Genomic DNA, 24,868 nt, shown 5'->3' with positions numbered 1-24,868 from the left:
GGCCAGTTCGTTAAAACCAGGTTTCCATCTGAACGCCAAAGTTCCATTCCCCACCGGCGTTAAAGCCACTGCTGCCGAAGGCGTCATTGCTGGCGTATTTATCCAGCTTGCTGCTCCAGTCCATCCAGGTGGCAAACAGGCGCAGTTCCGGGCGGCTGAAGAAGTCGCCGATGCTGCCAGCTTTCAACGTCGGAGCAAAGGTCAGCTTGTAGAAGCTGCCGTTGACCGCATTACGATCTTTATAGCCTTCTGGCCGCAGATCCATGTACTGATAGCTACCCTCAAACGCCAGAGCAAAGTTCTGGGTGACTTCTTTGATAAGCCGCGCGTTGACCGTGGCCCATTCATAGCTGTCCCCCTTCACGTAGCGATCTTTGCTGCTTTGCGCCAATATCGCCGGAGCAATATGCCAGCCGCCGCCAATCGGCGTCACGCCAAAGCTGGCGAAGCGCCAGGTATTCGCCTCCGACAGCAGCGCGCCATCGGATCCGATCCCTTTCACTTCGGCCCCAAGACCGTGGCCATAGAGCAGCGCGGTTTTGGCGCTGCCTTCGCGCAAGCCGTAGAAACTGTCATTATGCAGCCCTACCAAAGTATGCACGCCGGTATTGGCGGCCTCTTTTTGAATCAGATCGCCATTGGCATCTTTGCGATCGTCGTTATCCTTCGCCCGAAGCCCGGTGACCATCAGTTGTAACGGCCCGGCAAAGTGATTCATGGTCAGCATATAGTTCTGGACGGTGTTGCCGGTGTCTTCGAGGTTGCCGAAATTGCGGCCATAGACCGCAAAGTTGCTGCGCAGCCCGTCGTTCCATTTCACGTCATACACGCCGCCGCCGGTGCCAGCGAGAAACACTACGTCGGAGTCCAGCCAGTGAATGTCGAAATTGTCGCGATCAAAGCGCTTGCCTGCCCACCAGGTGCTGCCTTTTAGCGGGCCATCAAAACCGGGGAGATTGCCCAGTTCAGCGAAAGCCTGGCGAATATTCAGATCGCTGGTGTCCGCCGACCAGTCGTTATAGGTCTTTTGCCCGTCCGCGAGCATGGCTTTGAAGCGAGTCGTCGCGCCGTTATCCAGCGTCTGGCGGTGTTCCAGATTCAGCTCAACGTAGGTGTCTGCTTCGTTACCCAGTCGGCCGACTGCGCCCCCTGTTTCCCCGGCTGGTGTTAAATAAGGGCCGCTTTTACTGCTGGATGCGGAATCATTCATTAACAGGCCGGAACGCGCGTAGCCGTGGAATTCAAAACCACTTTGCTTATCTGCTTTTGATTCCAGCCGGGTAGTCCGGTCTGCAACCGCCTGCGCAGTTGCCTGAGTTTGCTGTTGTTGAGTGGCGAGCAATTGCGCTTTGCTTTCGGCGGCGCTGGCGCGTTGTTCTGCGGCCTTCGCCCTGCTTTCTGCATCCTGCAAGCGCTGCTCCATTGCGGCCAGGCGTGATTCAATACTACTCAAATCCGTAGCGGCGTGCGCGGACGCCGTGCCGATCAGCAAGGCTATCATCACCGCCAGTTTGTTTTTCTTATACATGTTCGTCGTGTCCCTGAGAGGCTAATGTCATTTGTTTAGCTAAACCGGTTTAGTTAAAAAATGGTAACCAGGGCGAAATGCCGAAGGCAATGAATTTTGCTAAACCGATTTAGTAAATGTGACAGGCACGACAATCAGAATATATTTTTACCGTCTTACAGAGACTGCTCGACCTCTTCCCTGTGAGGCAGCGCTGTCATCGCACCTTTTGCCGTCGTCGCCAGCGCGCCGCAAAGCTGTGCCTGAGCGATAATCCCGGCCAGCGCTTCTTCGCTGTCGGGTAAACCTTTGGTGGCCAGGCCACTGAGCAATCCTGCCACAAAGGCATCGCCCGCCCCGGTGGTATCCACGCAGACTACTGGCCTCGCCTCAAAGTGGTAGATTTGACCGTGGTAATACACCAGTACTCCTTCCTTGCCCTGAGTGACCAGCAAAAGTCGCATATCGAAGCGGCTGACCAGTTTTTTGATGCCCTCATGGAGGTGGGTTTTCCCGCTGATAAAAATCAGCTCTTCAACGGAAAGTTTGACGACATCAGCCAGCAGAAGCGCCCTCGTCAGGCAAGCCTGCAGCTCTGCGACGTCATGCCAAAGGTCGTGGCGGATATTGGGATCAAAGCTGACCTGGCCGCCGGCTTTTTTTATCTGCTCCATGGCGGAAAACGTTGTGCTCCGGCTGGGTTCCGCGCTTAAGGCTATCGAGCAGACATGCAACCACTGATTGTGGTTGAAGGAGGGAATATCATCGTAGTGCAGAAATAAATCTGCACTGGGGCGAACCATAAAGGTGAACGTGCGTTCGCCGTGTTCGTCCAGATCTACCACTACTGTAGAAGTTCTCTGATTGGCGTCCAGGCGCATAAAATCCGTGTTTACTCTTTCTTCCTGCAGCGTATACCGCATGAAGCGGCCAAAGGGATCGTCCCCCACGCGGCCAATGAATCCGCTGCTACCGCCAAGACGGGCAATCCCGACGGCGACGTTGGCTGGTGCCCCGCCGGGGCATTGCAGCAACCGGCCATTACCGTCCGGAAGCAGATCGACGACGGCATCGCCCAGAACCCAAACTTGTACGTTCATGGTGTCTCCATTATCAAGCTAAATATTGCTAAACTGATTTAGCTATTTAAACACACTCACGGAACGCGCTGAAACAAAATTCCTGCTGATTTGAGGACTTGTGTAACCAAAGTTCTTGGCCTGACGGTGTCGGATGCAAAATCGCTGTGCCATAATATCGCGCGAAAACTTACCGAATGAGCCTTATTGGCAAGACGTTACGTCGAAAAAAGAGTATGCACATGGACATCAAACCAAAAAAACATCGCTCGCTTTACATCCCTTACGCCGGACCCGTTTTACTTGAATTCCCCCTGTTAAATAAAGGCAGCGCTTTCAGCATCGAAGAGCGCCGCAACTTCAACCTGCTTGGCCTGCTGCCGGAAGTGGTTGAAACCATCGAAGAACAGGCGGAACGCGCCTGGATTCAGTACCAGGGCTTCAAAACCGAAATCGATAAGCACATCTACCTGCGCAACATCCAGGACACCAACGAAACGCTGTTCTACCGCCTGGTTGAAAATCATCTGGAAGAGATGATGCCGGTGATCTACACCCCAACCGTGGGTGCCGCCTGCGAACGTTTCTCAGAAATCTACCGCCGCTCTCGTGGCGTGTTCATCAACTATGAAAATCGTCACCACATGGACGATATTCTGCAGAACGTGCCGAACCACAACATCAAAGTCATCGTGGTAACGGACGGCGAACGTATTCTCGGCCTGGGCGACCAGGGCATCGGCGGGATGGGCATTCCTATCGGTAAGCTGTCGCTGTACACCGCCTGTGGCGGCATCAGCCCGGCTTACACCCTGCCGGTGGTGCTGGACGTCGGCACCAACAATCAGCAACTGCTGAACGATCCGCTGTATATGGGTTCTCGTCATCCGCGTATTACCGGCGACGACTACTACGAGTTCGTGGATGAGTTTATTCAGGCTGTGCGCCATCGCTGGCCGGACGTGCTGCTGCAGTTCGAAGACTTCGCGCAGAAAAACGCTATGCCGCTGCTGACCCGTTACCGCGACGAGATCTGCTCGTTCAACGATGACATTCAGGGCACCGCCGCTGTGACCGTCGGGACGCTGATCGCCGCCAGCCGTGCGGCAGGCAGCCAGCTTAACCAGCAGAAAATTGTCTTCCTGGGCGCAGGCTCCGCGGGCTGCGGTATCGCCGAGCAGATCATTGCTCAGATGCAGCGCGAAGGGCTGAGCGAAGAAGCCGCCCGTGGCAACGTGTTCATGGTTGACCGTTTTGGCCTGCTCACCGACAACATGCCTAACCTGCTCTCCTTCCAGACTAAACTGGTGCAGAGCCGCGAAAGCCTGGCGGAGTGGGATCTGGAAAACGAAGCGATTTCCCTGCTGGACGTGGTGCGTAACGCGAAACCAAACATTCTTATCGGCGTTTCTGGCCAGACCGGCCTGTTCACCGAAGAGATCATCCGCGAGATGCACAAGCACTGCGCTCGTCCGATCGTGATGCCACTGTCTAACCCGACTTCCCGCGTGGAAGCGACGCCGCAGGATATCATCACCTGGACCGACGGCGCTGCGCTGGTGGCGACCGGCAGCCCGTTCGCTCCGGTTACCTGGAAAGATAAAACGTACCCTATCGCCCAGTGCAACAATGCCTATATCTTCCCGGGCATTGGCCTTGGGGTGATTGCCTCCGGCGCGTCTCGAATCACGGACGAAATGCTGATGGCGGCGAGCGAGTCGCTGGCGCAGCACTCCCCACTGCTGAACGACGGGGAAGGCATGGTGCTGCCAGAGCTGAAGGACATTCAGAAAGTGTCCCGCGCTATTGCCTTTGCCGTAGCGAAGATCGCCCAGCAGCAAGGCGTGGCGGTGGTCACCTCCGCTGAAGCCCTGAAGCAGGCTATCGACGATAACTTCTGGCTGCCGGAATACCGCGACTATCGCCGGACTTCCATCTAACGAAGCCATTGTGGTACGTGTTCAAACCCGCCTTTCGGCGGGTTTTTTATTGGGTAAGGAACGAGATTAATGAGTCGGAGTAAAAATAAGTTTGAGATAACATGTGAGTGTTATTTTTTCCGAGCGAAACGGTAGTATCCTCCATGTTTAATTCCTACTAACCTCGGAACCCTGATCTCAATTCTAAAAAGATAACGCAGCAGTTCGTTTTTTTCTTTTTCTGTTCTGCAGCCAAGTAACACCAGCCTGTCTCTTTCAGGCAACAGCCTTGTTGCAGATATGATTGACAATGCCAGTGCGGGAAGCGACTTTCTGCCATAAAAACAAATTGATTTTCTGGTATACTTCCGGCTATTTAAAATTGCTTTTGCCTCCTCACTAATATCTGATATTTTGCACTGAGGTATATCCATCAATGCTTGATCAAAAAGATATAAAGATGAAAAATCAAAGGAAGGATCTGTGTAAGCAACTTTATAATAAGTATTGCCGAATCGGCTTCCACCTGCGCCGGGGATTGCTTTTTGCGGTCTGGCACCTATTTCTAAAGAGAAAAAGACATTATCATCATTTGCAAGTCCAGCAATGTCTACATACGCGGTATTATAAGTGTTAAACTTTATATCTTGCTCAATTAATTTTCTTCTGGAAAATAACACCATATCTTTTTTGGTTGCTATGGCAGGGTTATTTGTGGCATGGCAAACATAAAAATGCGAATTGATAAATGTTTTAAAGAACTGTAACTCATTGTCATCAAGTTTATCAAGAGCCCTCAATAGCGCCCTGTAATTGCTGTTGCCTAAATCTCTAAAATCATTAACATTTTCACCAAATTTAAGGCCTGGAATTAAAAGTGATAGCCCTTCAAGCAGTGACGTTCGGGTGATGAAATTATCGTACCAATAAGCGCCTTCCTTAACCATCAGGTTATTTATTCGCTCGGCCCGTCTTTTTCTAAAACGCTCAACAACTAACTTTCCCAGACTACGCTCTCGTGACGTAAACATATTAGCTCCTTCTAAAAATACAAATGTATATTTTATATTTTTTAAATATTAGAATCTACGCAGTATATTCTGATTTACACCAGGGTAATTACCTGATGCACGTCAATAAGACTTTTTGCGTTTTTATTGCCACGTCTTAAGAAAGTCCAGAAAAGCGCGGAAAGCGGCGGACGGATGCTTACGATTAGGGAAATAGAGGTGAAAACCTGGCAACTCTGGCAGCCAGTCATCCAGGACGGAAATCAACTTCCCGCTTTTAAGATACGGTTCGGCCATCTCCCGCAGCACATAGGCCAGCCCCACACCGTTAAGTGCCATGTCGAGAGCAATATCCAGGTCGTCCACGACCACCGGTCCATTGACAACAATTTCTTCACGCTGCTCAGCCTGTTCAAAATACCAGCCAAAAGCTTTCCCGCTGGGGTAACGGAATTGAATACATTGGTGTTGAGTTAACCCTTGTGGCTCGGTCGGGGAACCGTGAAGCGCAAAATACTCTGGCGTGGCGACAACCGCGTAGCGTACCGGCGGGCCTAAAGGGATCGCCTTCATGTCCTTCTCTATGACCCTGTTTAGCCTCACGCCTGCATCCAGCTGCGCCTTCACGATATCCACCAGCCGGTCATCCATTTGTATTTCAACCTGAATGTCAGGGTACTGACGGGTAAAGTCGGCAATCAGCGGCGCAAGCTGAAGCCTGCCGCCCTGGCGCACAACATTGAGCCGAATAATGCCCATCGGCGTATCGCGATAAAGGTTGAGTTCGTCAAGCGTGAGGCTGATGTCGTCAAACGCCGGAGCAACCTTCTCATACAGTTTTCTTCCCGCCTCGGTAAGCGACACGCTGCGCGTCGTCCGGTTGAACAGCCTGACTTTAAGCCGCTCCTCCAACTGGCGAATGGAATGGCTAACCGCCGAGGGCGTTAACCCAACCTCTTCCGCCGCCTGACGAAAACTACGGTACTTCGCCACGATCACGAAATAGCTGAAATCCACCAGTTTGATGCTCATTAGTGAATATTCCTCACTTCCCCAAGAAAATTCATGATCTTTATTACACACCAGACGGAGGATAAAGTCTCGCTATCGCAATAGATATCCCTGATAACGAGGTTTTAAGATGAAAAATATTAAATTAGAAAAAGTCTTTATCGCCGGTGGCTACGGCATGATTGGGTCAGCTATTGCCTGCCAGATTCGTGAGCATTTTCCTGCGGTTGAACTGGTGATTGCAGGCCGAAATCCGGCAAAAGGCGCGAAGTTAATTGAGCAACTGGGGTTCGCGCATCCGGCGTTTATCGACCTCACCGGAGCGGAAGTGCCTGAGCAGGCCGCTAACGCGCAGTTGATTATTGCTGCCGTACCTGACCCTAAGAACCTGCTGGCGGAGTTTGCTATTAAAAATAACATCGCCTTCATCAATATTACCCAGGCAACGGGCGACGCTATTTTGCCGCTGCTGAATTTAACTCAGCGCTATCAGCCGACTCAGCCCGTCGTGCCGCTGGGCTATTACGAAGCGGGCATGTTTTTACCGTTGGTGAGCCTGCTTGCCGCTGATTTTAGCGTGGTTGATCATGTGCAGCTTTCCGCGCTTCATGACCTGGCAGATCCGTTGGGAGAACTTTCCAGCAGCGAATTAGGCAACGAGCTTGCGCCCGCGCTGATCCGGGACTCAGGAAACTGGACGCATTCATCCACTCCCCGGGATATCACGCTCCAGAATGGCGAAGTGATTCAGGGTGTACCGTTCAGCATTCTGGATGTTACTGCGGTGTCGGCCATGACCCATGCGAGTTCTGTCAGGCTGGATATCGCGGCGGGCACCTCAATGGGTACGCATCAGCGTGGCAAGCCGTCGATTGAGCTGTACGTTGATATTGCCGGCACGGATCACGCCGGTGCGCATGCTAAAAAGCGTGTGATTGCTTCCGACCCACTCGGCCAGGCGCATATGACTGCTTTTGGCGTACTGACAGTGATTAGGGCGATGCTGAAATGTGATAAAGGTGGGCTGCTTGCCGCCGAGGCGCTGCTGGACATGGCCGAGGCGCTGCAGCAAATGAAAGACGCCGGGATCGACGTTATTCGCGACTGATAAAGCCAAACCCGCCTGCTGGCGGGTTTGATTATTGCGGTGTTCTTTGAATCACGGCTTTTTGTAGGCGTAACTCAGCAGGATAGGATCGTCAGGAATTTGGGTGAACTGCGTGATTATCTGGTGGTAATCCGCAGTAGGGTCAAGATCCTGCAGTTTTTGCGGGTACAGGTCTTTGGCTAAAATTTCCATCCCGATGATGTTGTACGGGTGATTATAGAAATGGTGATAAACGCCGTAGACCTTGCCTTCTTTTACCGGCTCGATGTTCTGGAACGTGTTGCGAGCCAGCAGTTTACTGAACGTCGCGTTCACTTCCTGCGGCGTGCCACCGTAGCCAAACGGCAATACGCTCGGGTTCGGGCGCTTAGAGCCGGACATGATATAGACGTCCGGTTTCATGGCAATAATCTGCTCCATAGACACAAACCCGGCACTGCCAGGCAGCAGCTTAGAACCGATGTTCTTGCCACCTACCGCTTCTACCAGCGCGCCCCAGCCGTTATGTCCGTGAGTAAAACAGCAGTTCTCAGTGTTACCGGCGATCGGCTCAATAAACACCGTAGGTTTATTTTTCACCTCGTCGGCAACCTGCTTAATGCGGGCCAGGTGCTGCTGATAATAATCAGTGTACTCTTTGGCGCGTTTTTCCTGGTTAAGCACGGTGCCCAGCAGCTTCACGCTGTTGGCAGTGTTCTCTACCGGGTGCAGTTCATAGTCAACAAACACCACAGGAACGTTGAGCTTTTTAAGGGAGTTAATCACGCCGGTTTGCTCCAGCGCAGGTTTGGCCCGCAGTTGCGCAATCATGATATCCGGCTGCTGCGCCAGCACGCTCTCAAGGTTTACTTCGCCCTGGTCGCTAAAGCCCATATCAATAATTTTGGTGGCTTCAGGCCATTTGCGCTTCAGCACATCCCAGGTTTGAGTGTCCTGTTTTTTGGGCAGGTTATTCCAGGCCACGACGCGTTTGAACGGATCTTCACGGTCAAGCAAGGCAAGAGACAAAATGTCACGCCCGTCCTGCAGGATCACATGCTGAGGTTCTTTCTGAATGGTAATACGCTGGTTATCCATGTCGGTAACCGTGATGGGATAAGTGGTGGCGCCGCAGCCCGCCGAAGCGAGCAGTAACCCTGTCAGGACCAAATTTGCTTTCATTGTTTGATGCTCTCCATGAGAAAGAGATTAGTTATTATTACTATTTATATTAATAAAGCCTTAATTTCCCGCGACATGGCAAGCACTGATTGGTTTAATTTTATTACGTGACAACGTCACACAAACTTAAACAAAATCGTAAACATATCAATACACCACCCGTAACCCTCATTTGACGCACCCGCGCTTTTACCTTACCCTGCGCGGCATAATGACATACAGCTCTTCGTAAAATCAGAGGAAAGCGTGAAGAACAGGACTCTTGGCAGTGTTTTTATCGTGGCGGGAACCACAATTGGCGCAGGAATGCTGGCGATGCCGCTGGCCTCTGCTGGCGTAGGGTTTAGCATCACGTTATTGATGCTCGTCGGGCTTTGGGCATTGATGTGTTACACCGCGCTGCTGCTGGTCGAGGTTTATCAGCATGTTTCTGCGGACACCGGCCTGGGCACCCTCGCCCGGCGCTATCTTGGCCGCCCCGGGCAGTGGTTAACCGGGTTCAGTATGCTGTTCCTGATGTATGCCCTGACGGCGGCCTACATCAGCGGTGCCGGTGAATTGCTGGCGGCAAGCCTTAGCCAGTGGCTGTCCACGTCTATCTCTGCTACTTCCGGCGTACTGCTCTTTACCATTGTGGCGGGCGGGATTGTTTGTATCGGCACCCACATGGTCGATATGTTTAACCGCGTACTGTTCAGCGCCAAAATCATTCTGCTGGTAGTAATGCTGGCGCTGATGATGCCGCATATCCACCACACCAACCTGCTCACGCTGCCGATTGAGAAAGGCCTGGCGCTTTCCGCTATCCCGGTCATCTTTACCTCGTTTGGCTTCCACGGCAGCGTGCCGAGTATTGTCAGCTACATGAACGGCAATATTCGTAAGCTGCGCTGGGTGTTTATCGTCGGCAGCGCCATTCCACTGGTGGCCTATATTTTCTGGCAGCTCGCCACTCTCGGCGCCATTGACTCGCCAACCTTTACCGGGCTGATGGCGGAGCATTCCGGCTTGAACGGGTTCCTGCAGGTTGTTCGTCAGGTCGTGGCGACTCCTCACGTTGAGCTGGCCATTCATCTGTTCGCCGACTTCGCGCTGGCAACCTCGTTCCTTGGCGTCTCCCTGGGTTTATTCGATTACCTGAGCGATCTCTTTGCCCGTAACCGGAAAGCCTCTGGCCGCCTGCAAACCGGGCTGATGACTTTCCTGCCGCCGCTGGTTTTTGCGCTGTTCTACCCGCAGGGGTTTGTGATGGCGCTGGGCTATGCGGGCGTGGCGCTGGCGGTACTTGCCCTGCTGGTGCCTTCAATGCTGGTGTGGCAAAGCCGTAAACAACACGCGGAGGCGACGTGGCGCGTGGCGGGCGGTAAACCGCTGCTGGCGCTGGTCTTTGCCTGCGGGATCGCCGTCATTGTTATTCAGTTTTTAATTACCGTCGGCCTGCTGCCGGAAGTTGGTTAACGTTCCTGATATTCACGCGGGGCATTCGTCCCGCGTTCTTCGTTTTTTCTGCTAATTCCCCGCTAAATCATCAGGATTTTGGATATAAAACCAGTAATTATGTAAGCAGAGTTAATATTGTAAATGCTAATTATTGTTATTATCATCTCAATTCCCATTATAAAATCGCTTCAGTTCAGATAAACAACATCATGAATCGCATTCCTTTTGGTTCCACTTTTGTTCGCCAGGCACTTCTTAATTCAAAATTATTAATCATTTCAACCTTCATCGTTGGTGGCCCGGCTTTCGCCGCTGACAAACCGAAGGAAGACACCTTAACCGTGGTCGCCAACGCTAACCCGGACGGCTCACCAACCAGCTATACCCAGGATGACTCCTCCATCGCCTCCCGCAGCAAAACGCCGCGCAGCGAAATCCCTCAATCCGTTAGCGTGGTCACGCCGCAGGTAATTGACGACTACGCGGTGACCTCGGTCAATGACGCTATGAAGTTTGTCAGCGGCGTTACGCAGAGTAATACCCTCGGCGGCATCGAAGATGGCTTTGTCAAACGCGGGTTTGGCTCGAACAGCGACGGCTCCGTGTTTATTGACGGGGTGCGCAGCAACCAGGGGCTGGCGATGGATTCCAGCATCGACCATGTCGAGGTGCTGAAAGGCTCAGCCTCCCTGCTCTATGGCATCCTGAACCCCGGCGGCGTGATTAACCTCGTCAGCAAGAAACCGCAGTACACCTGGAACACCCACGTCAGCGGCACCAGCAGCAGCAACGGGGGTGGCTCCGGCATGGTTGACGTCACCGGCCCGCTCGGTAACGGCTTCGCTTTCCGCCTGGTCGCCGAGCGCCAGCATGAGGATTACTGGCGGAATTTCGGCACCGACGAACACACGCTGATTGCCCCGTCGCTCAGCTGGTACGGCGATAAAGCCTCCTTCAATATCAGCTACGTGGAATATAAGTTCGACATTCCCTATGACCGCGGCACCGCGTTTATCAACGGCAAACCGCTGAATATCCCTTACGATCGCCGCATTGACGATTACGCCAACCACGCCTGGGGCAAGAACAAACGGCTGACGACTAATTACTCGTACAAGCTGGATGACACCTGGGAAACGAACCTGAACTACGCGTGGATGCAGCGCCGCTACGACAGCAACGAAGTCCGTGCCACGGCGGTCGATCCTAACAGCGGCCTGGTTTCCCGCCGCGCGGATGCTAACCGGGGCTTTAACCACCAGACGGATTACGCTTCCTGGGACATCAGTGGCAGCCCAGAACTGCTGGGCATGACCCACGACGTCACGCTGGGCGCGGATTACGAGCAAAACGAAACCTACAAGAAGTATTCGTACCGTGGGAAGGTGACGAAAACCTTCAATATGTATAACCCGGTGTACGGCGTTTCGCCGATAACCAACAGCAGCACCTATAGCGATTCCAACAGTAACCTGCGCACGAATCTCTACAGCCGCTCCGTGTTTGCGAAAGACAGCATTCACCTGACTGACCAGTGGATTGCCGTATTAGGTGGCCGCCTGCAGCGCTATACCCAGACCTCCAGCGCAGGTTGGGTGAACCCGCAAACCACGCTGGAAGACAGGGGCAACGCCTTCCTGCCGCAGCTGGGCCTGGTGTACAAAATCGTGCCTGACGTGTCGCTGTACGGCAGCTACAGCAAGTCGTTCACTCCTTCCACGCAAACGGATGACAACGGCAACGTCGCCTCCACCGAAAAAGGGACAACATGGGAAGTGGGCGCGAAATGGCAGATGGCCCCTCGCCTGACCAGCAGCCTGGCGCTCTACCGCATTGATGAAAAAGACATGTCGGTATTTATCAACGGCGTGACTCGTAACATCCCGAAAGCGCGCTCTACCGGCGCGGAATTAGAGCTTAACGGCGAAATTGCACAGGACTGGAACCTGACGGCGAACTACAGCTACGACAAAACCGAGATCGTCGAAGACGATATTAACCCGGTGAACGTCGGCAACCGTCTGGTGAACGCCCCGACCACGATGGGCGGGCTTTACCTCAGCCATACCCTGCGTTTCTCCTGGCTGCCGGGTGAATTACGTCTGGGCGGCGGCGGGCGCTACGTCGGCAGCCGCGCGGGTGATCCGGAAAACAGCTTCACCATGCCGGCTTATACCGTGGCGGATGCGTTTGTCGCCTGGGACAGCAAGCTGCTGGGCAAAAATACCGAGCTGAAGCTGAACGTCAAAAACCTGTTCGACCGCGAGTACTATGAATCCAGCGCCGGTAACCTGCGCGTTATCGAAGGCGAACCGCGCACCGCTTATCTCTCCGCCAGCGTGGACTTCTGAGATGAAAAAGTCGCTGTTGCTCGCGGCCCTGCTGGCGCTTAGCGCCGGCAGTCAGGCCAAAACGATAACCGATATTCTGCAGCGTAAAGTTGAGGTGCCGGATAACCCGCAGCGTGTGATCGTCGGCGAAAGCCGGATGATTTATACCCTCGCCCTGGTGGAAGACGGCAACCCGGCGAAGCGCGTCGTCGGCTGGCCTGCGGATCTGCAGCGTCTGGATCCGCAGACCTGGAACCGCTACACCGCGGCGTTCCCGGATATCAAAAACATCCCGATTATCGGCAACAATAACTTCTCGCAGATAAGCGTGGAGAAAGTCATTGCCCTGCATCCGGACCTTGTAATTCTGCCTATTTACGCCAAAAAAGAGAGCAGTCACGACAGTTTTCTTAGCCAGCTGACCCAGGCGCATATTCCGGTGATTTACGTTGATTTCCGCGTCGATCAGCTGAATAACACAGTTCCGAGCCTGCGTATTCTGGGCGAAGCGCTAAACGACCAGCCGAAAACGGAAAAGTTTATCGCCTTCTATCAGCAGCACATGGCGAAAATAGCCGAACGCCTGGCTGAGGCTAAACCCGTGAAACCTACGGTAATGCTTCAGCTGCATTTAGGGGATAAAAGCGACTGCTGCACCACCGTCGGGCGCGGTAACCTGGCGGATCTGCTGGCCTTTGCCGGTGGGGATAACATTGCCGTGAGCCGCTTCCCCGGCGTGTACGGCAAGATTTCCCCGGAGGCGTTGCTGACGGTGAACCCGGATATTTACATCGCCACCGGCAGCGCCGGGCCGGATCAAACTGGCAGGCTGCAATTGGGATCGGAAGTCACGGCCAGTCAGGCGCAGCAAAGCTTTACGCAGGTGCTTAGCCAGCAGAAAGTGATTTCTAACCTGAACGCGATTCAAAACGGCAAAGCCTGGGCGGTCTGGCATAACTTCTACCTCTCGCCGTGGCATTTACTGGACGTTGAATTCTTTGCCAAAACCTTCCACCCGCAGCTGTTCGCGGATATGGATCCGCAGCAAACGCTGGATGAGATGAACCGGCAGTTTCTGGCGGTGAAAGAAACAGGAACCTACTGGACGAAGCTAAAGTAAAAATGGAGCAGCGGCTAATCCCGCTGCTTTCTGTTGCATCCAGCCTCATTCCTGAGCCTCAAGTCGACAGGCCGAACGCCTCAAGAGTATACAGTACCTTTTGAAATCCCTAAGCACTAAGTCGCTACGCCTTCCTATCTTACAATGTTGCTGATAAAGTGACGCTAGTTGAGAATATTTTAAATTATAGTTCGGGTTCCGCTGGTTCTTAAATATGCTGAAGTTATTTGCAAGGTACACATCGGTAGGTGTGATTAATACATTGATACACTGGCTGATATTTGCGGGTTTGTACACCTGCGGCGCACGGCAATCCCTGGCTAATATTTTGGCGTTCTGCGCTGCTGTTACCTTTTCATTTTTTGCTAATGCTCGATGGACATTCAATGCCGAAGCGACAAGCCTGCGCTATATGTTTTACGTGCTTTTTATGGGTGCCATGGCTGCCTGTGTCGGTTGGCTTGCCGACCTGACTCATACCAGTCCGTTAGTAACGCTTATCGCATTTTCTTTTATAAGTCTACTGTCAGGCTTCGTCTATTCACATTACATTATATTCAGGGCTAAAAAGTGATAATTTCATTGATAATTCCAGTGTTCAATGAGGAAGATGCCATTCCTGTATTTTATCAAGCAGTCAAGAAAACGTTATCTGAATATAATTTGGAAATTATTTTTATAAATGACGGCAGCACAGACAAAACCGAACAAATAATAAACTCATTATCTGAAAGTGACGCCTCTGTTAAGGCCATAAATTTTGTTCGTAATTTTGGCAAAGAACCGGCACTGCTGGCGGGGCTTGAACACTCTACTGGTGATGTCGTTATCCCTATAGATGTTGATCTACAAGATCCAATAGAAGTCATTCCTTTGATGGTGAATAAATGGCTTGGCGGCTGTCAGGTTGTTCTTGCTAAGCGGATTGACAGGAGTACGGATAGCCATTTGAAGCGTAAAACTGCAACATGGTTTTACCGACTGCACAATAAAATCAGTTCACCTAAGATAGAAGAAAATGTGGGCGATTTCAGGCTATTATCCAGAGAAACCGTAGAAAACATAAAGCTATTAGGCGAGAGAAATCTCTTCATGAAAGGGATATTAAGCTGGGTTGGCGGTGAGGTTGCCGTAGTTGAATACACTCGACCTTCCCGTTCAGCAGGGAAAACCAAATTTAATGGCTGGAAACTTTGGAATCTTGCACTTGAAGGCGTAACGAGTTTCTCTACCGTGCCCCTACGCGTTTGGACCTACATTGGTTTCTTTGTTGCTATGTTGTCTTTTCTATACGGCGTATGGATGATTATTGACAAATTAATCTGGGGAAATCCTGTCGCCGGGTACCCTTCTCTGTTAGTTTCAATACTTTTTCTAGGTGGCGTTCAGTTGATTGGCATCGGTGTGCTTGGGGAATATATAGGTAGAATTTATATCGAGACAAAAAGAAGGCCTCGTTATATCATTAAAAAGTAAAAGCACGCTCAGGCTAAATAAATTTAGCCTGAGCGTATTTTAATTACGGGCAGTGTGTTCTATTGAAATCAATGACAATCACATTGCCTTTCATCCACATTTTATAATCCTGATTGCTGGCAAATACTGCGGTCTGACAGATATAGTGACTGATATCAGAGTCCACACCCGCATCAGGAGCAACCCAGGGTTGTTGCAGACCGTTCATTCTCATGTTTCCTTCCGGCCAATACCAGTTGCTAAAATAGTTAGGCACTAAGAATGATAATACCGGATAGTTTTGTGCCGCATTTTCATAAACAGGTGAACGGGGCGCTTCTCCACTGTAAATGAAATAGACCGAATTATAATTCAGGTCACGAGTATCTGATTTTATTTGCCGGACCAGGTTATCATTAAACTTCGATTGTTCACGAAGCGAGTTACCATAAGCATAATAAAATACAAGCGAATGCATTATAGGTATCAGTAGTACCCATGTCAGCATTTTGAGTCGTTCCGGTAGTGCTATGGCCAGCAAGAGTGCAGTTAGCAACGTAAATCCACTTAATCCCACCAGTGAACGTGGTGAAAGTAATGGGTTTTGGAGTAAAAGCAAACTGCCAGGAATCATCAGAATAGCCACAAAAGGCGCAATAACAGCACCAATGCAAATGATGATAGCCATAGGCTCACGATTTTGACGCAGATAACGTAGCGAGACGACGACTGATGCGATGCTGGCAACAGCCAGAAGCAGAACCAGGAAACGGATCCCGCCCTGTCCTTTCAGCAAGGTATCGTTTATAAATTGGCTATAGATATGCAGATTGTTAATGGCGGTAGAAATGAGATCGCTCCCCGCTAGCGTGGGATGATTAATCTCAACTTTTCCTGAAAAAGTCGCTGGCAAAATTAATTTCATGTAGATAAGGGTGCCAGCGATTAACTCTCCTAGCCTTTTCAGCAAAGAAATAAAAATAACTTTAGCTGGTTCGCGAGAATTCATTTGATAATAAAGTGCTGCGATAACCATTATCGCAGCAATATTTATAATTGTCTGATAGAGACAGTATATCGCCACAATAATTAGTGTCCCGATTGCGAATCGGATCCACAATCGCTTTCCCACCATCACGCTACAGTAGAGCAGGCTAAGGCTAAGTGCGGCACTTAATGTCAGCACATCAAAACGATAGGAGAAAACTTCAGCCAAATAGGGATTACAGAAAAAGGTTAATGCGACCAATACAGCATAACTCATCCGGTAATTGTTTAAAAAGTGGCTCGAAAATTTTACCAGGCTTACGCTGAGTAGAACAACAGCAAGAATCAAAGGCAGTGGAAAAATATCAGCAATATGAGAACTGAGAAAAAGTGCTTTGACCATGATATCCGCAAGTGGCCTGCCGTCCGGTCCCCAGTGGGTATAACCAAATGCAGCCCGACCATTGTCATCAATATAATAAATATTGGCCATTAACAGTGGCAGCACAAAAAGAAAGACACAAACAAGTAATGGGCGTAAAGGAGATTTCATGTATTTAGCCGAGTTTTTGCGGGATGCCAGAAGTCTACCTGTTCCGGTTTCTAAGTAAAAGTTTGAATTGAAGGGTATTCATTCTTACCATTGCATATCTCACTTTTACGGTAGAGAGTGAAGCCTCATAGAATGTTACTGACGAGGTCCAAATGGTCGCTGCCAACAATCCCCCGACACTTCACCTTCTCTGCGGCAAAATCGCCGCCGGTAAATCCACGCTAAGCGCAAAGCTGATGGAAGCGCCCAATACCATTCTGGTCAGTGAAGACACCTGGCTCGCGGCGCTTTACGGCGAGCAAATGCTGAGCGTGGCGGATTATGTCGCCTGCTCCGGCAAACTGAAAAAAGCGCTAACGCCGCATCTTGTTTCCCTGCTGAGGAACGGGCTTTCGGTGGTGCTCGATTTCCCGGCCAATACGCTGGCGAATAGGCAGTGGATGAAGTCGATTGTGGATGAAGCCGGGGCAGATAATCGCCTGCATTACCTGGACGTGCCTGATGACGTTTGCCGGGAGAGATTACGCGCCCGCAACAGCCGCGGGATTCATGATTTTGCCGCCACGGACGCGCAGTTTGATTTGATTACTAGCTACTTCGTTGCGCCCGATGAGCGCGAAGGGTTGACGATAATCCGTTACACATAAGGTGACATTGTCACTTTATGATGTCTTAAAGACTGTAACCCGGTTTTTTCAGCAGTGAATCCATCTCGGGCGCAATCTGCGTATCCCACACTTCGGCTTTCCAGTTCGCCTGGTCGATCATTTTCAGCGCCACGGACAGCGATTCGTCCTTCGAGCCGAAGTGCTTTTTCAGCACGTCACACATTTCGCTGGCCACGGCCTGCTTTTGCTCTTCGGTCAGCTCACGAGGGAAACATTTGATTTCGATATGCGGCACGGTGATTCTCCTTTTTGTTGTTGAACAGTAGTTTTACTGCTTCACGAGGGGATCGGGCAAGCGGTGGATAGAAGAAAGGCCAGTTTTACTGGCCTTGAATGGTTACTGGATTTTTCGCACCGGCGTTTTTCTCACCGGCGACTGCCCCGCTGTGTAATAGCTGGCGGTACTGCGCGGCAGAGGCGCTTTGCCGCGAATGGCATCGGCAATTTTTTCACCGATCATAATGGTGGTGGCGTTCAGGTTGCCGGTAATGATCTGCGGCATGATGGAAGCATCCACTACGCGTAGCCCCTGCAGGCCGTGAACCCGGCCCTGCTCGTCCACAACGGCCATTTCATCGTGCCCCATTTTACAGCTGCCGCACGGGTGAAAAGCGGTTTCCGCATGGTTACGCACAAACTCATCCAGCTGTTCGTCCGTCTGGCAGTCAACGCCGGGGCTAATTTCACGGCCTCGGTATTTATCCAGAGCGGGCTGCTGCATGATCTCGCGGGTAATACGAATCGCGTCGCGGAACTCCTGCCAGTCCTGTTCGTGGGACATATAGTTGAACAGTATGCTTGGGTGCTCGTGCGGGTCGCGCGATTTCAGCTTCACGCGGCCCCGGCTTGGAGAACGCATAGAGCCGACGTGACACTGGAAGCCGTGCTCTTTCACCGCGTTTGAGCCGTTGTAGTTAATCGCCACCGGCAGGAAGTGATACTGAATGTTCGGCCAGCTAAACTCTTCGCGGCTGCGGATAAAGCCCCCCGCTTCAAACTGGTTGCTCGCGCCTACGCCGGTGCCGTTGAACAGCCATTCTGCGCCTATTTTGGGCTGGTTGTACCATTGCAGCGCCGGGTAAAGTGACACCGGTTCTTTGCATTCATACTGCAGGTACATTTCCAGGTGATCTTGCAGGTTTTCGCCCACGCCCGGCAGGTCATGAACCACAGGGATTTCAATGCTCGCCAGGAATTCTGCATCGCCCACCCCAGAGCGCTGCAGAATTTGCGGCGAAGCAATCGCGCCAGCGCTCAGCAGAACTTCTTTGCGCGCTTTGGCTACGGAATGCACCGTGCTGTCGTTCACAAGGTATTCCACTCCAACCGCGCGCAAATTATCAAAAATAATCCTGTCGGTGGTTGCATGGGTCACAATGGTCAGATTATCCCGGCGCTTTGCCTCGTCAAGATAGCCACGAGCGGTGCTGGCGCGGCGGCCTTTTGGCGTCACGGTACGGTCCATCGGCCCAAAGCCTTCCTGCTGATAGCCGTTCAGATCATCGGTACGCGGATAGCCCGCCTCAACGCCCGCTTCGATCATCGCGTGAAACAGCGGATTGTTCCCCTGCTTCGGTGTGGTGACGGACACCGGGCCCTCGCCGCCGTGGTAATCATTCGGGCCAATATCGCGGGTTTCCGCTTTGCGGTAGTACGGCAGGCAGTCCAGATAGCTCCAGTTCTCCAGGCCCGGCATCGACGCCCAGTTGTCGAGATCCATCGCGTTCCCACGGATATAGCACATGCCGTTAATCAGGGAGGAACCGCCCAGCCCTTTGCCCCGCCCGCACTCCATACGGCGGTGATTCATAAACGGCTCGGGGTCGGTTTCATAGGCCCAGTTGTAGCGCCTGCCCTGCAGCGGGAACGCCAGCGCCGCGGGCATTTGGGTGCGAAAATCAAAGCGGTAGTCCGGGCCGCCCGCCTCAAGCAGCAGGACGGTGGTATCAGGATCTTCCGTTAAACGTGCAGCTAAAACATTACCTGCGGAACCAGCTCCAATAATGATGTAATCAAATTCCATTCATCCTCCTCAGGTGGGGTTAAAAGATTGACTGATAGGTGCCCATCTCCAGTTGGATTGACTTAACTTGCGTATAGTTTTGCAGGGTCATCAGGCCATTTTCGCGGCCAATGCCGGAATGCTTGTAGCCGCCGACCGGCATCTCTGCTGCAGATTCACCCCAGGTGTTAATCCAGCAAATCCCGGCTTCAAGCTGATGGATAACGCGGTGTGCGCGAGTGAGATCGTTAGTGACCACGCCTGCCGCCAGGCCATAATCCGTATCATTGGCGCGGCAAATCACTTCCTCTTCTGTTTCATAGCTAAGGATCGACATCACCGGCCCGAAGATCTCTTCGCGGACGATTGTCATCTCATCGCGGCAGTCGGTGAACACCGTGGGCGCAACCCAGGCACCGTTATCAAAACCTTCTCCGCGCAGCTTGTCGCCCCCGCACAGCAGCGTGGCGCCCTCTTCGCGGCCGGATTCGATGTAGCGCAGAACGTTTTCGCGGTGCGGGAAGCTGACCAGCGGGCCAAAGTTGGTGTGCGGATCCATCACGTCACCGGCGCGAATGCGACCGACGCGTTCAATAATTTTCTGCTCAAACTCGGCTTTCAGCGCCGCGGGAATAAATACGCGAGTGCCGTTGGTGCAGACCTGGCCGGAGCTGTAGAAGTTAGCCATCATCGCGATGTCTGCCGCCAGGTTAAGATCGGCATCGTCGAAGATAATCAGCGGTGATTTGCCGCCCAGCTCCATCGTGACCTGTTTCAGCGTTGAACCCGCAGCGTTGGCCATCACTTTCTTGCCGCTGGCAACGCCGCCGGTGAAGGAAACTTTGGCGATGCCAGGGTGTTCCGTCAGCAGTTGACCCGTTTCTGCGCCAACGCCAGGTAGCACGCTAAAGACGCCGTCCGGCAGCCCGGCTTCGGTATAGATTTCGGCTAGCTTAAGCGCGGTAAGCGGCGTCACTTCACTCGGTTTAAAGATCATCGCATTGCCCGCTGCCAGCGCGGGGGCAGATTTCCAAAGCGCAATCTGAATCGGGTAATTCCATGCGCCGATGCCAGCCACAACGCCCAATGGCTCCCGGCGGGTGTAGACGAATGAGGTATCCCGCAGCGGGATCTGCTGGCCTTCCAGGGTGGTTGTCAGCCCGGCGTAATATTCCAGCACGTCTGCACCGGTGGCGATATCCACGCTGGAGGTTTCGCTGAAAGCTTTGCCGGTGTCGAGCGTTTCCAGCTCGGCCAGCTCATCGTTACGCTCGCGCAGAATGTCGACCGCACGGCGCAAAATGCGTGCACGCTCAACGGGCGTTTTTGCTGCCCATATTTTCTGCCCTTTCTTCGCCGCAGCTACGGCGCGGTCAACGTCTTCCCGGCCTGCGGCCTGAACGACCGCCAGCACTTCGCCGTTAGCCGGGTTGATGGTTTCGAACGTTTTACCGCTGAGCGCATTCACGTAAGCGCCGTCGATATAGAGCTGTTGTTCACCAAATCGGGACATGATTTCTCCTTGCTAATTACTTTTTCACCGCAGCAACCAGGTGCTGGTTGATAAATTGCGTGGTGAGTACGCTCGCCGCTTTGCGGTCAAACGGCTTGCCACTCAAGGCTGCTCGCAGCCAAAGGCCGTCTATCAGCGCGGCAAGGCCATAACCCGCCAGCCTGGCTTCCTCCTGCGGCAGCTCGCGCCTGAATTCGGCGGTGAGCGTGGACAGCAGGCGGCGGCTGCTCACCTGCTGTAAGCGGTAGAGCATCGGCTGGTGCATGCTGCTGGCCCAGAATGCCAGCCAGGCTTTCATCGCCGCGCTGTGAGTCTGCGTTTCGTCAAAATTGCCATCCACGATGGCGCACAGGCGCCGTTCGGCAGAAGCGCCCGGTAAAGCTTTCAGTCGCCCCACTACCGCATCGCGAAGCTGGGCGGTGACGTCCCGCATGGTGGCCTCCAGCAGGCCGTTTTTATCCTGAAAGTAATGGCTGATGATGCCGGTCGAAACCCCGGCCCGGCGGGCAATCTGCGCCACCGTGGCATCATGCATGCCGACCTCATTTATGGCGTTTAATGTGGCGTCGATCAGCTGTCGCCGCCGTATCGGCTGCATACCTTTTTTCGGCATCGCCCTGCTCCATTCATCAGTAATTGTTATCTATTTAAGCGTTTATTGATTGAACGTTCAATATAAAATGTGTATTAATTGTTACGCAAAGGCAAGAAAACAGCGATGTGTTCGCATTCCAAACAATAAAAATGAGGATTTTATTTGAATATATTCAATATATTAATATCAATGAACAATTTAAGACCATAAATTGATTATGGAATTGTTAAAAAACAATCTCACCTGCATTCACAAGAAAAACTTAACTGCTCATCTGAGTAGTCACCGTTACTTAACCTGAGGTAATCGATGACGAATCCCGTTACTGCTTCTGCTGCCAGCGAAAAAGACAAAATCAACCCGGTGGTGTTCTACACGTCCGCCGGGCTGATTTTGTGCTTTTCCCTGATGACCATTTTTTATAGCGATTTCTCCGCAAATCTGATTAGTCATACCCTGAACTGGGTCTCCTCTCGCTTTGGCTGGTACTACCTGCTTGCCGCTACGCTCTACATTGTGTTTGTGGTGTTTATCGCCTGTTCCCGTTTCGGCTCCATCAAGCTCGGGCCGGAACAGTCGAAGCCTGAATTCAGCGTGCTGAGCTGGGCGGCAATGCTGTTTGCCGCCGGGATAGGCATCGACCTGATGTTCTTCTCCGTTGCCGAACCGGTAACGCAATATATGCAGCCGCCGGAAGGTGCCGGGCAAACCATTGAAGCGGCTCGCCAGGCGATGGTCTGGACGCTGTTCCACTACGGCCTGACCGGCTGGTCGATGTATGCGCTGATGGGCATCGCGCTGGGTTATTTCAGCTACCGCTATAACCTGCCGCTGACGATCCGCTCGGCGCTGTACCCTATTTTTGGCAAAAGAATTAATGGCCCGATTGGTCACTCGGTGGATATCGCGGCGGTGATCGGCACCATTTTCGGCATCGCCACTACGCTGGGGATTGGCGTTGTGCAGCTGAACTATGGGCTGAACGTGCTGTTTGATATCCCGGACAGCCTGGGGGCCAAAGCGGCACTGATCGTGCTGTCGGTGATTATCGCCACTATTTCGGTGACCTCCGGCGTCGATAAAGGCATTCGAATTCTTTCCGAGCTGAACGTGGCGTTGGCGCTGGGGCTGATCCTGTTCGTGCTGTTCATGGGCAACACCGAGTTTCTGCTGAACGCGCTGGTGCTGAACGTGGGCGATTACATCAACCGCTTTATGGGCATGACGCTTAACAGCTTTGCGTTTGACCGCCCGGTGGAATGGATGAACAACTGGACCCTGTTCTTCTGGGCCTGGTGGGTAGCGTGGTCGCCGTTTGTTGGCCTGTTCCTCGCACGAATCTCCCGTGGCCGCACCATTCGTGAGTTTGTGCTCGGCACGCTGATTATTCCGTTCACCTTTACCCTGCTTTGGCTGTCGGTGTTCGGTAACAGCGCGCTCTACGAAATTATTCACGGCGACGGTACATTTGCTCAGGAAGCGATGGCCCACCCGGAGCGTGGCTTCTACAGCCTGCTGGCGCAATATCCCGGCTTTACCTTCAGCGCTTCGGTGGCGACGATCACCGGCCTGCTGTTCTATGTCACCTCGGCGGATTCAGGTGCGCTGGTGCTGGGGAATTTCACCTCTAAGTTGAAGGACATCAACAGTGATGCGCCCAACTGGCTGCGTATCTTCTGGTCCATTGCGATTGGCCTGCTGACCATGGGGATGCTGATGACCAACGGCATTTCCGCGCTGCAGAACATGACGGTGATTATGGGCCTGCCGTTCAGCTTCGTGATTTTCTTTGTGATGGCCGGATTGTACAAATCTCTGAAAATAGAGGATTACCGCCGCGTCAGCGCCAGTCGCGACACCGCGCCGTACATGATGACCGCGCAGGATCGCCTCGGCTGGAAAAAGCGCCTGTCCCGGCTGATGAACTACCCTGGCACGCGCTATACCCAGAAGATGATGGACACCGTTTGCTACCCGGCAATGGAAGAGGTTTCTCAGGAACTGGAGCTGCGTGGCGCGAAGGTGGAACTTTCCGTTGAGCCGCCGCTGCCGGATGAGAAGCTGGGGCACCTGGAGCTGCGGGTGCATATGGGCGACGAGCAAAACTTCGTCTACCAGATCTGGCCGCAGAAATACTCGGTGCCGGGCTTTACCTACCGGGCCCGCAGCGGCAAATCGACCTATTACCGACTGGAAACCTTCCTGCTGGAGGGCAGCCAGGGCAATGACCTGATGGACTACAGCAAAGAACAGGTGATCATCGACATTCTCGACCAGTACGAACGCCACCTGAACTTTATCCACCTGCACCGTGAGGCACCGGGGAACAGCATTACGTTCCCGAACGTGTAGCGTTAGCAAATCTTTTTATACGCGGCGGGCGTTATGCCCATTCGGCGCACAAACGCCCGCCGCAGCGTATCTACCCCGGAAAAGCCGCTTGCTGCAGGAATGGCTTTTACCGGAAGATCTCCTGATTCCAGCAATTGCCTCGCCCTTGCCACTTTCTCCGCTTCCAGCCAGTCGCCCGGCGTGATCTGCATTTCCTGATGAAACAGGCGTGTTAAATGCCGCACGCTGAGGTGAATATGTGCCGCCATCTGCTGCACCGTGGCAACTTCCGTTATGTTGGCGATGGTCCAGCGTTGGAGATCCTGCAGCGCGCTACGGCCGCTGAGTGAGGTTTTCTGCTCGCGGATGAAGTGGTTCTGGTTCACTGGACGCTTGAAGAACATCACCAGCCTGGCCGCGACGTCCTGCGCGACTTCCCGGCCCAGATCCTCCTCTACAAGCCTTAGTGCGAGATCAAGCCCTGAAGTCACACCTGCCGCCGTGCGTAAGGCTCCGTCCATGACGTAAAGCGCATCGGCGGTCACTTCCGTTTCAGGGTAACGCGCCGCTAAAAGCGATGCAGCTGACCAGTGAGTAGTGACTTTCCTGCCCTGTAATAATCCGGTTTGTGCCAGCAAAAGCGCGCCGGTACAGACGGAGCCAAAGCGGCGGCTCCGGGCACAAAGCGCGGTCATTTTTTTGCACTGTTCGCGGCTCAACGTTCTGTCTGCCGCATCCGGCGCACCGGCAATAAGAAAGGTGGTTTCCCGGCCGCTAACTGCCGTTTCAAGCACATCGTCAGCCAGCATTTTCACTCCGGAAGAAGCAACAATAGTCGGGGCTTCCAGCGCAATAATCTGTGGCTGGTAAACCTCGCGGTGCAGCACCCGGTTCGCTTCGGCAAACACATCCAGCGGCCCCGAAACATCCAGCAGCTGAACGCCGGGTACCGCCAGGATCAGGATTTGATGCGCCATTCTTTTCTCCACGTCGCGAACTGCGGCATAAGTCTTAAATCGTCGCTATGTGACTATTTGAGACATTTCAACTGCGGCCTATGCTACTCCAACACCCACATG

20 protein-coding genes are annotated in these 24,868 nt (G+C 52.8%); 9 read left to right on the top strand and 11 right to left on the bottom strand.

Going from position 1 to position 24,868, the window contains the following annotated elements; all coding sequences use genetic code 11:
* Positions 1-10: 10 nt before the first annotated feature.
* Positions 11-1,528 (bottom strand): carbohydrate porin, encoded by a 1,518-nt coding sequence (locus LH23_RS16760; RefSeq protein WP_039293576.1) that lies wholly within the window; start codon positions 1,526-1,528, stop codon positions 11-13.
* Positions 1,529-1,683: 155 nt separating this feature from the next.
* Positions 1,684-2,607: an aminoimidazole riboside kinase gene (locus LH23_RS16755; protein ID WP_039293572.1), complete on the bottom strand. Its 924-nt coding sequence runs from the start codon at positions 2,605-2,607 to the stop codon at positions 1,684-1,686.
* A 221-nt stretch (positions 2,608-2,828) separates the two neighbouring features.
* On the opposite strand from LH23_RS16755, the gene LH23_RS16750 reads away from it, so the two are divergent.
* Positions 2,829-4,526 (top strand): NAD-dependent malic enzyme, encoded by a 1,698-nt coding sequence (locus LH23_RS16750; protein WP_039293569.1) that lies wholly within the window; start codon positions 2,829-2,831, stop codon positions 4,524-4,526.
* Positions 4,527-4,636: 110 nt separating this feature from the next.
* Here the strand turns inward: LH23_RS16750 and LH23_RS16745 are convergent, their stop codons facing one another.
* The gene (locus LH23_RS16745; protein ID WP_039293566.1) at positions 4,637-5,536 is read right to left on the bottom strand and encodes a hypothetical protein; all 900 of its coding nucleotides are present in this window, start codon (positions 5,534-5,536) and stop codon (positions 4,637-4,639) included.
* 123 nt (positions 5,537-5,659) lie between these two features.
* A complete protein-coding gene (locus LH23_RS16740; RefSeq protein ID WP_039293564.1) occupies positions 5,660-6,547 on the bottom strand; it encodes a LysR family transcriptional regulator in 888 nt (295 codons plus the stop codon).
* Between the two features lie 109 nt (positions 6,548-6,656).
* On the opposite strand from LH23_RS16740, the gene LH23_RS16735 reads away from it, so the two are divergent.
* Entirely contained in the window at positions 6,657-7,634 is a 978-nt protein-coding gene (locus LH23_RS16735) for a hypothetical protein (RefSeq protein ID WP_039293561.1), read from the top strand.
* A gap of 51 nt (positions 7,635-7,685) precedes the next feature.
* Here the strand turns inward: LH23_RS16735 and LH23_RS16730 are convergent, their stop codons facing one another.
* Entirely contained in the window at positions 7,686-8,795 is a 1,110-nt protein-coding gene (locus LH23_RS16730; protein ID WP_039293558.1) for an ABC transporter substrate-binding protein, read from the bottom strand.
* A gap of 246 nt (positions 8,796-9,041) precedes the next feature.
* Here LH23_RS16730 and tyrP point away from each other — a divergent pair, with 246 nt between their 5' ends.
* The 5 genes from tyrP to LH23_RS16705 all read left to right on the top strand — a co-directional run bounded on the left by tyrP (position 9,042) and on the right by LH23_RS16705 (position 15,161).
* Entirely contained in the window at positions 9,042-10,253 is a 1,212-nt protein-coding gene (tyrP, locus tag LH23_RS16725) for a tyrosine transporter TyrP (RefSeq protein ID WP_039293555.1), read from the top strand.
* A 191-nt stretch (positions 10,254-10,444) separates the two neighbouring features.
* Positions 10,445-12,586 (top strand): TonB-dependent siderophore receptor, encoded by a 2,142-nt coding sequence (locus LH23_RS16720; protein WP_039293552.1) that lies wholly within the window; start codon positions 10,445-10,447, stop codon positions 12,584-12,586.
* Between the two features lies 1 nt (position 12,587).
* Entirely contained in the window at positions 12,588-13,685 is a 1,098-nt protein-coding gene (locus tag LH23_RS16715; protein ID WP_039293549.1) for an ABC transporter substrate-binding protein, read from the top strand.
* A gap of 214 nt (positions 13,686-13,899) precedes the next feature.
* Positions 13,900-14,259: a GtrA family protein gene (locus LH23_RS16710; RefSeq protein WP_039293546.1), complete on the top strand. Its 360-nt coding sequence runs from the start codon at positions 13,900-13,902 to the stop codon at positions 14,257-14,259.
* Positions 14,256-15,161 (top strand): glycosyltransferase family 2 protein, encoded by a 906-nt coding sequence (locus LH23_RS16705; protein WP_039293543.1) that lies wholly within the window; start codon positions 14,256-14,258, stop codon positions 15,159-15,161. The genes LH23_RS16710 and LH23_RS16705 overlap by 4 nt, the downstream gene beginning before the upstream one ends.
* Before the next feature lie 43 nt (positions 15,162-15,204).
* Here LH23_RS16705 and LH23_RS16700 read toward each other — a convergent pair whose 3' ends face one another.
* On the bottom strand, positions 15,205-16,680 hold the full coding sequence (locus tag LH23_RS16700) for a glucosyltransferase domain-containing protein (RefSeq protein WP_039293540.1): 1,476 nt from the start codon (positions 16,678-16,680) through the stop codon (positions 15,205-15,207).
* A gap of 152 nt (positions 16,681-16,832) precedes the next feature.
* Between LH23_RS16700 and LH23_RS16695 the strand changes: the two genes are divergently transcribed.
* Positions 16,833-17,327 carry an AAA family ATPase gene (locus LH23_RS16695; protein ID WP_039293539.1) on the top strand — a complete coding sequence of 165 codons (495 nt, stop codon included), beginning with the start codon at positions 16,833-16,835 and terminating at the stop codon, positions 17,325-17,327.
* A 25-nt stretch (positions 17,328-17,352) separates the two neighbouring features.
* Here LH23_RS16695 and pptA read toward each other — a convergent pair whose 3' ends face one another.
* The 4 genes from pptA to betI form a co-directional block, all read right to left on the bottom strand.
* On the bottom strand, positions 17,353-17,583 hold the full coding sequence (pptA, locus tag LH23_RS16690; RefSeq protein WP_039293536.1) for a tautomerase PptA: 231 nt from the start codon (positions 17,581-17,583) through the stop codon (positions 17,353-17,355).
* Between the two features lie 102 nt (positions 17,584-17,685).
* Positions 17,686-19,371: a choline dehydrogenase gene (gene betA / locus LH23_RS16685; protein WP_039293533.1), complete on the bottom strand. Its 1,686-nt coding sequence runs from the start codon at positions 19,369-19,371 to the stop codon at positions 17,686-17,688.
* Between the two features lie 19 nt (positions 19,372-19,390).
* Positions 19,391-20,863: a betaine-aldehyde dehydrogenase gene (betB, locus tag LH23_RS16680; protein WP_039293531.1), complete on the bottom strand. Its 1,473-nt coding sequence runs from the start codon at positions 20,861-20,863 to the stop codon at positions 19,391-19,393.
* Between the two features lie 16 nt (positions 20,864-20,879).
* Positions 20,880-21,476 carry a transcriptional regulator BetI gene (gene betI, locus LH23_RS16675; protein ID WP_039293527.1) on the bottom strand — a complete coding sequence of 199 codons (597 nt, stop codon included), beginning with the start codon at positions 21,474-21,476 and terminating at the stop codon, positions 20,880-20,882.
* A gap of 291 nt (positions 21,477-21,767) precedes the next feature.
* Here betI and LH23_RS16670 point away from each other — a divergent pair, with 291 nt between their 5' ends.
* Positions 21,768-23,810, top strand: coding sequence for a choline transporter (locus LH23_RS16670; protein WP_039293523.1), 2,043 nt, complete (start codon positions 21,768-21,770; stop codon positions 23,808-23,810).
* Between the two features lie 2 nt (positions 23,811-23,812).
* Here LH23_RS16670 and LH23_RS16665 read toward each other — a convergent pair whose 3' ends face one another.
* Positions 23,813-24,766 carry a GlxA family transcriptional regulator gene (locus LH23_RS16665; protein ID WP_039293520.1) on the bottom strand — a complete coding sequence of 318 codons (954 nt, stop codon included), beginning with the start codon at positions 24,764-24,766 and terminating at the stop codon, positions 23,813-23,815.
* Positions 24,767-24,868: the final 102 nt, after the last annotated feature.

Source organism: Cedecea neteri (assembly GCF_000758305.1).
GTDB lineage: Bacteria > Pseudomonadota > Gammaproteobacteria > Enterobacterales > Enterobacteriaceae > Cedecea > Cedecea neteri_C.
Note: the sequence above shows the minus strand (reverse complement) of the source record. Positions and strands in the feature narration are given on the sequence as shown.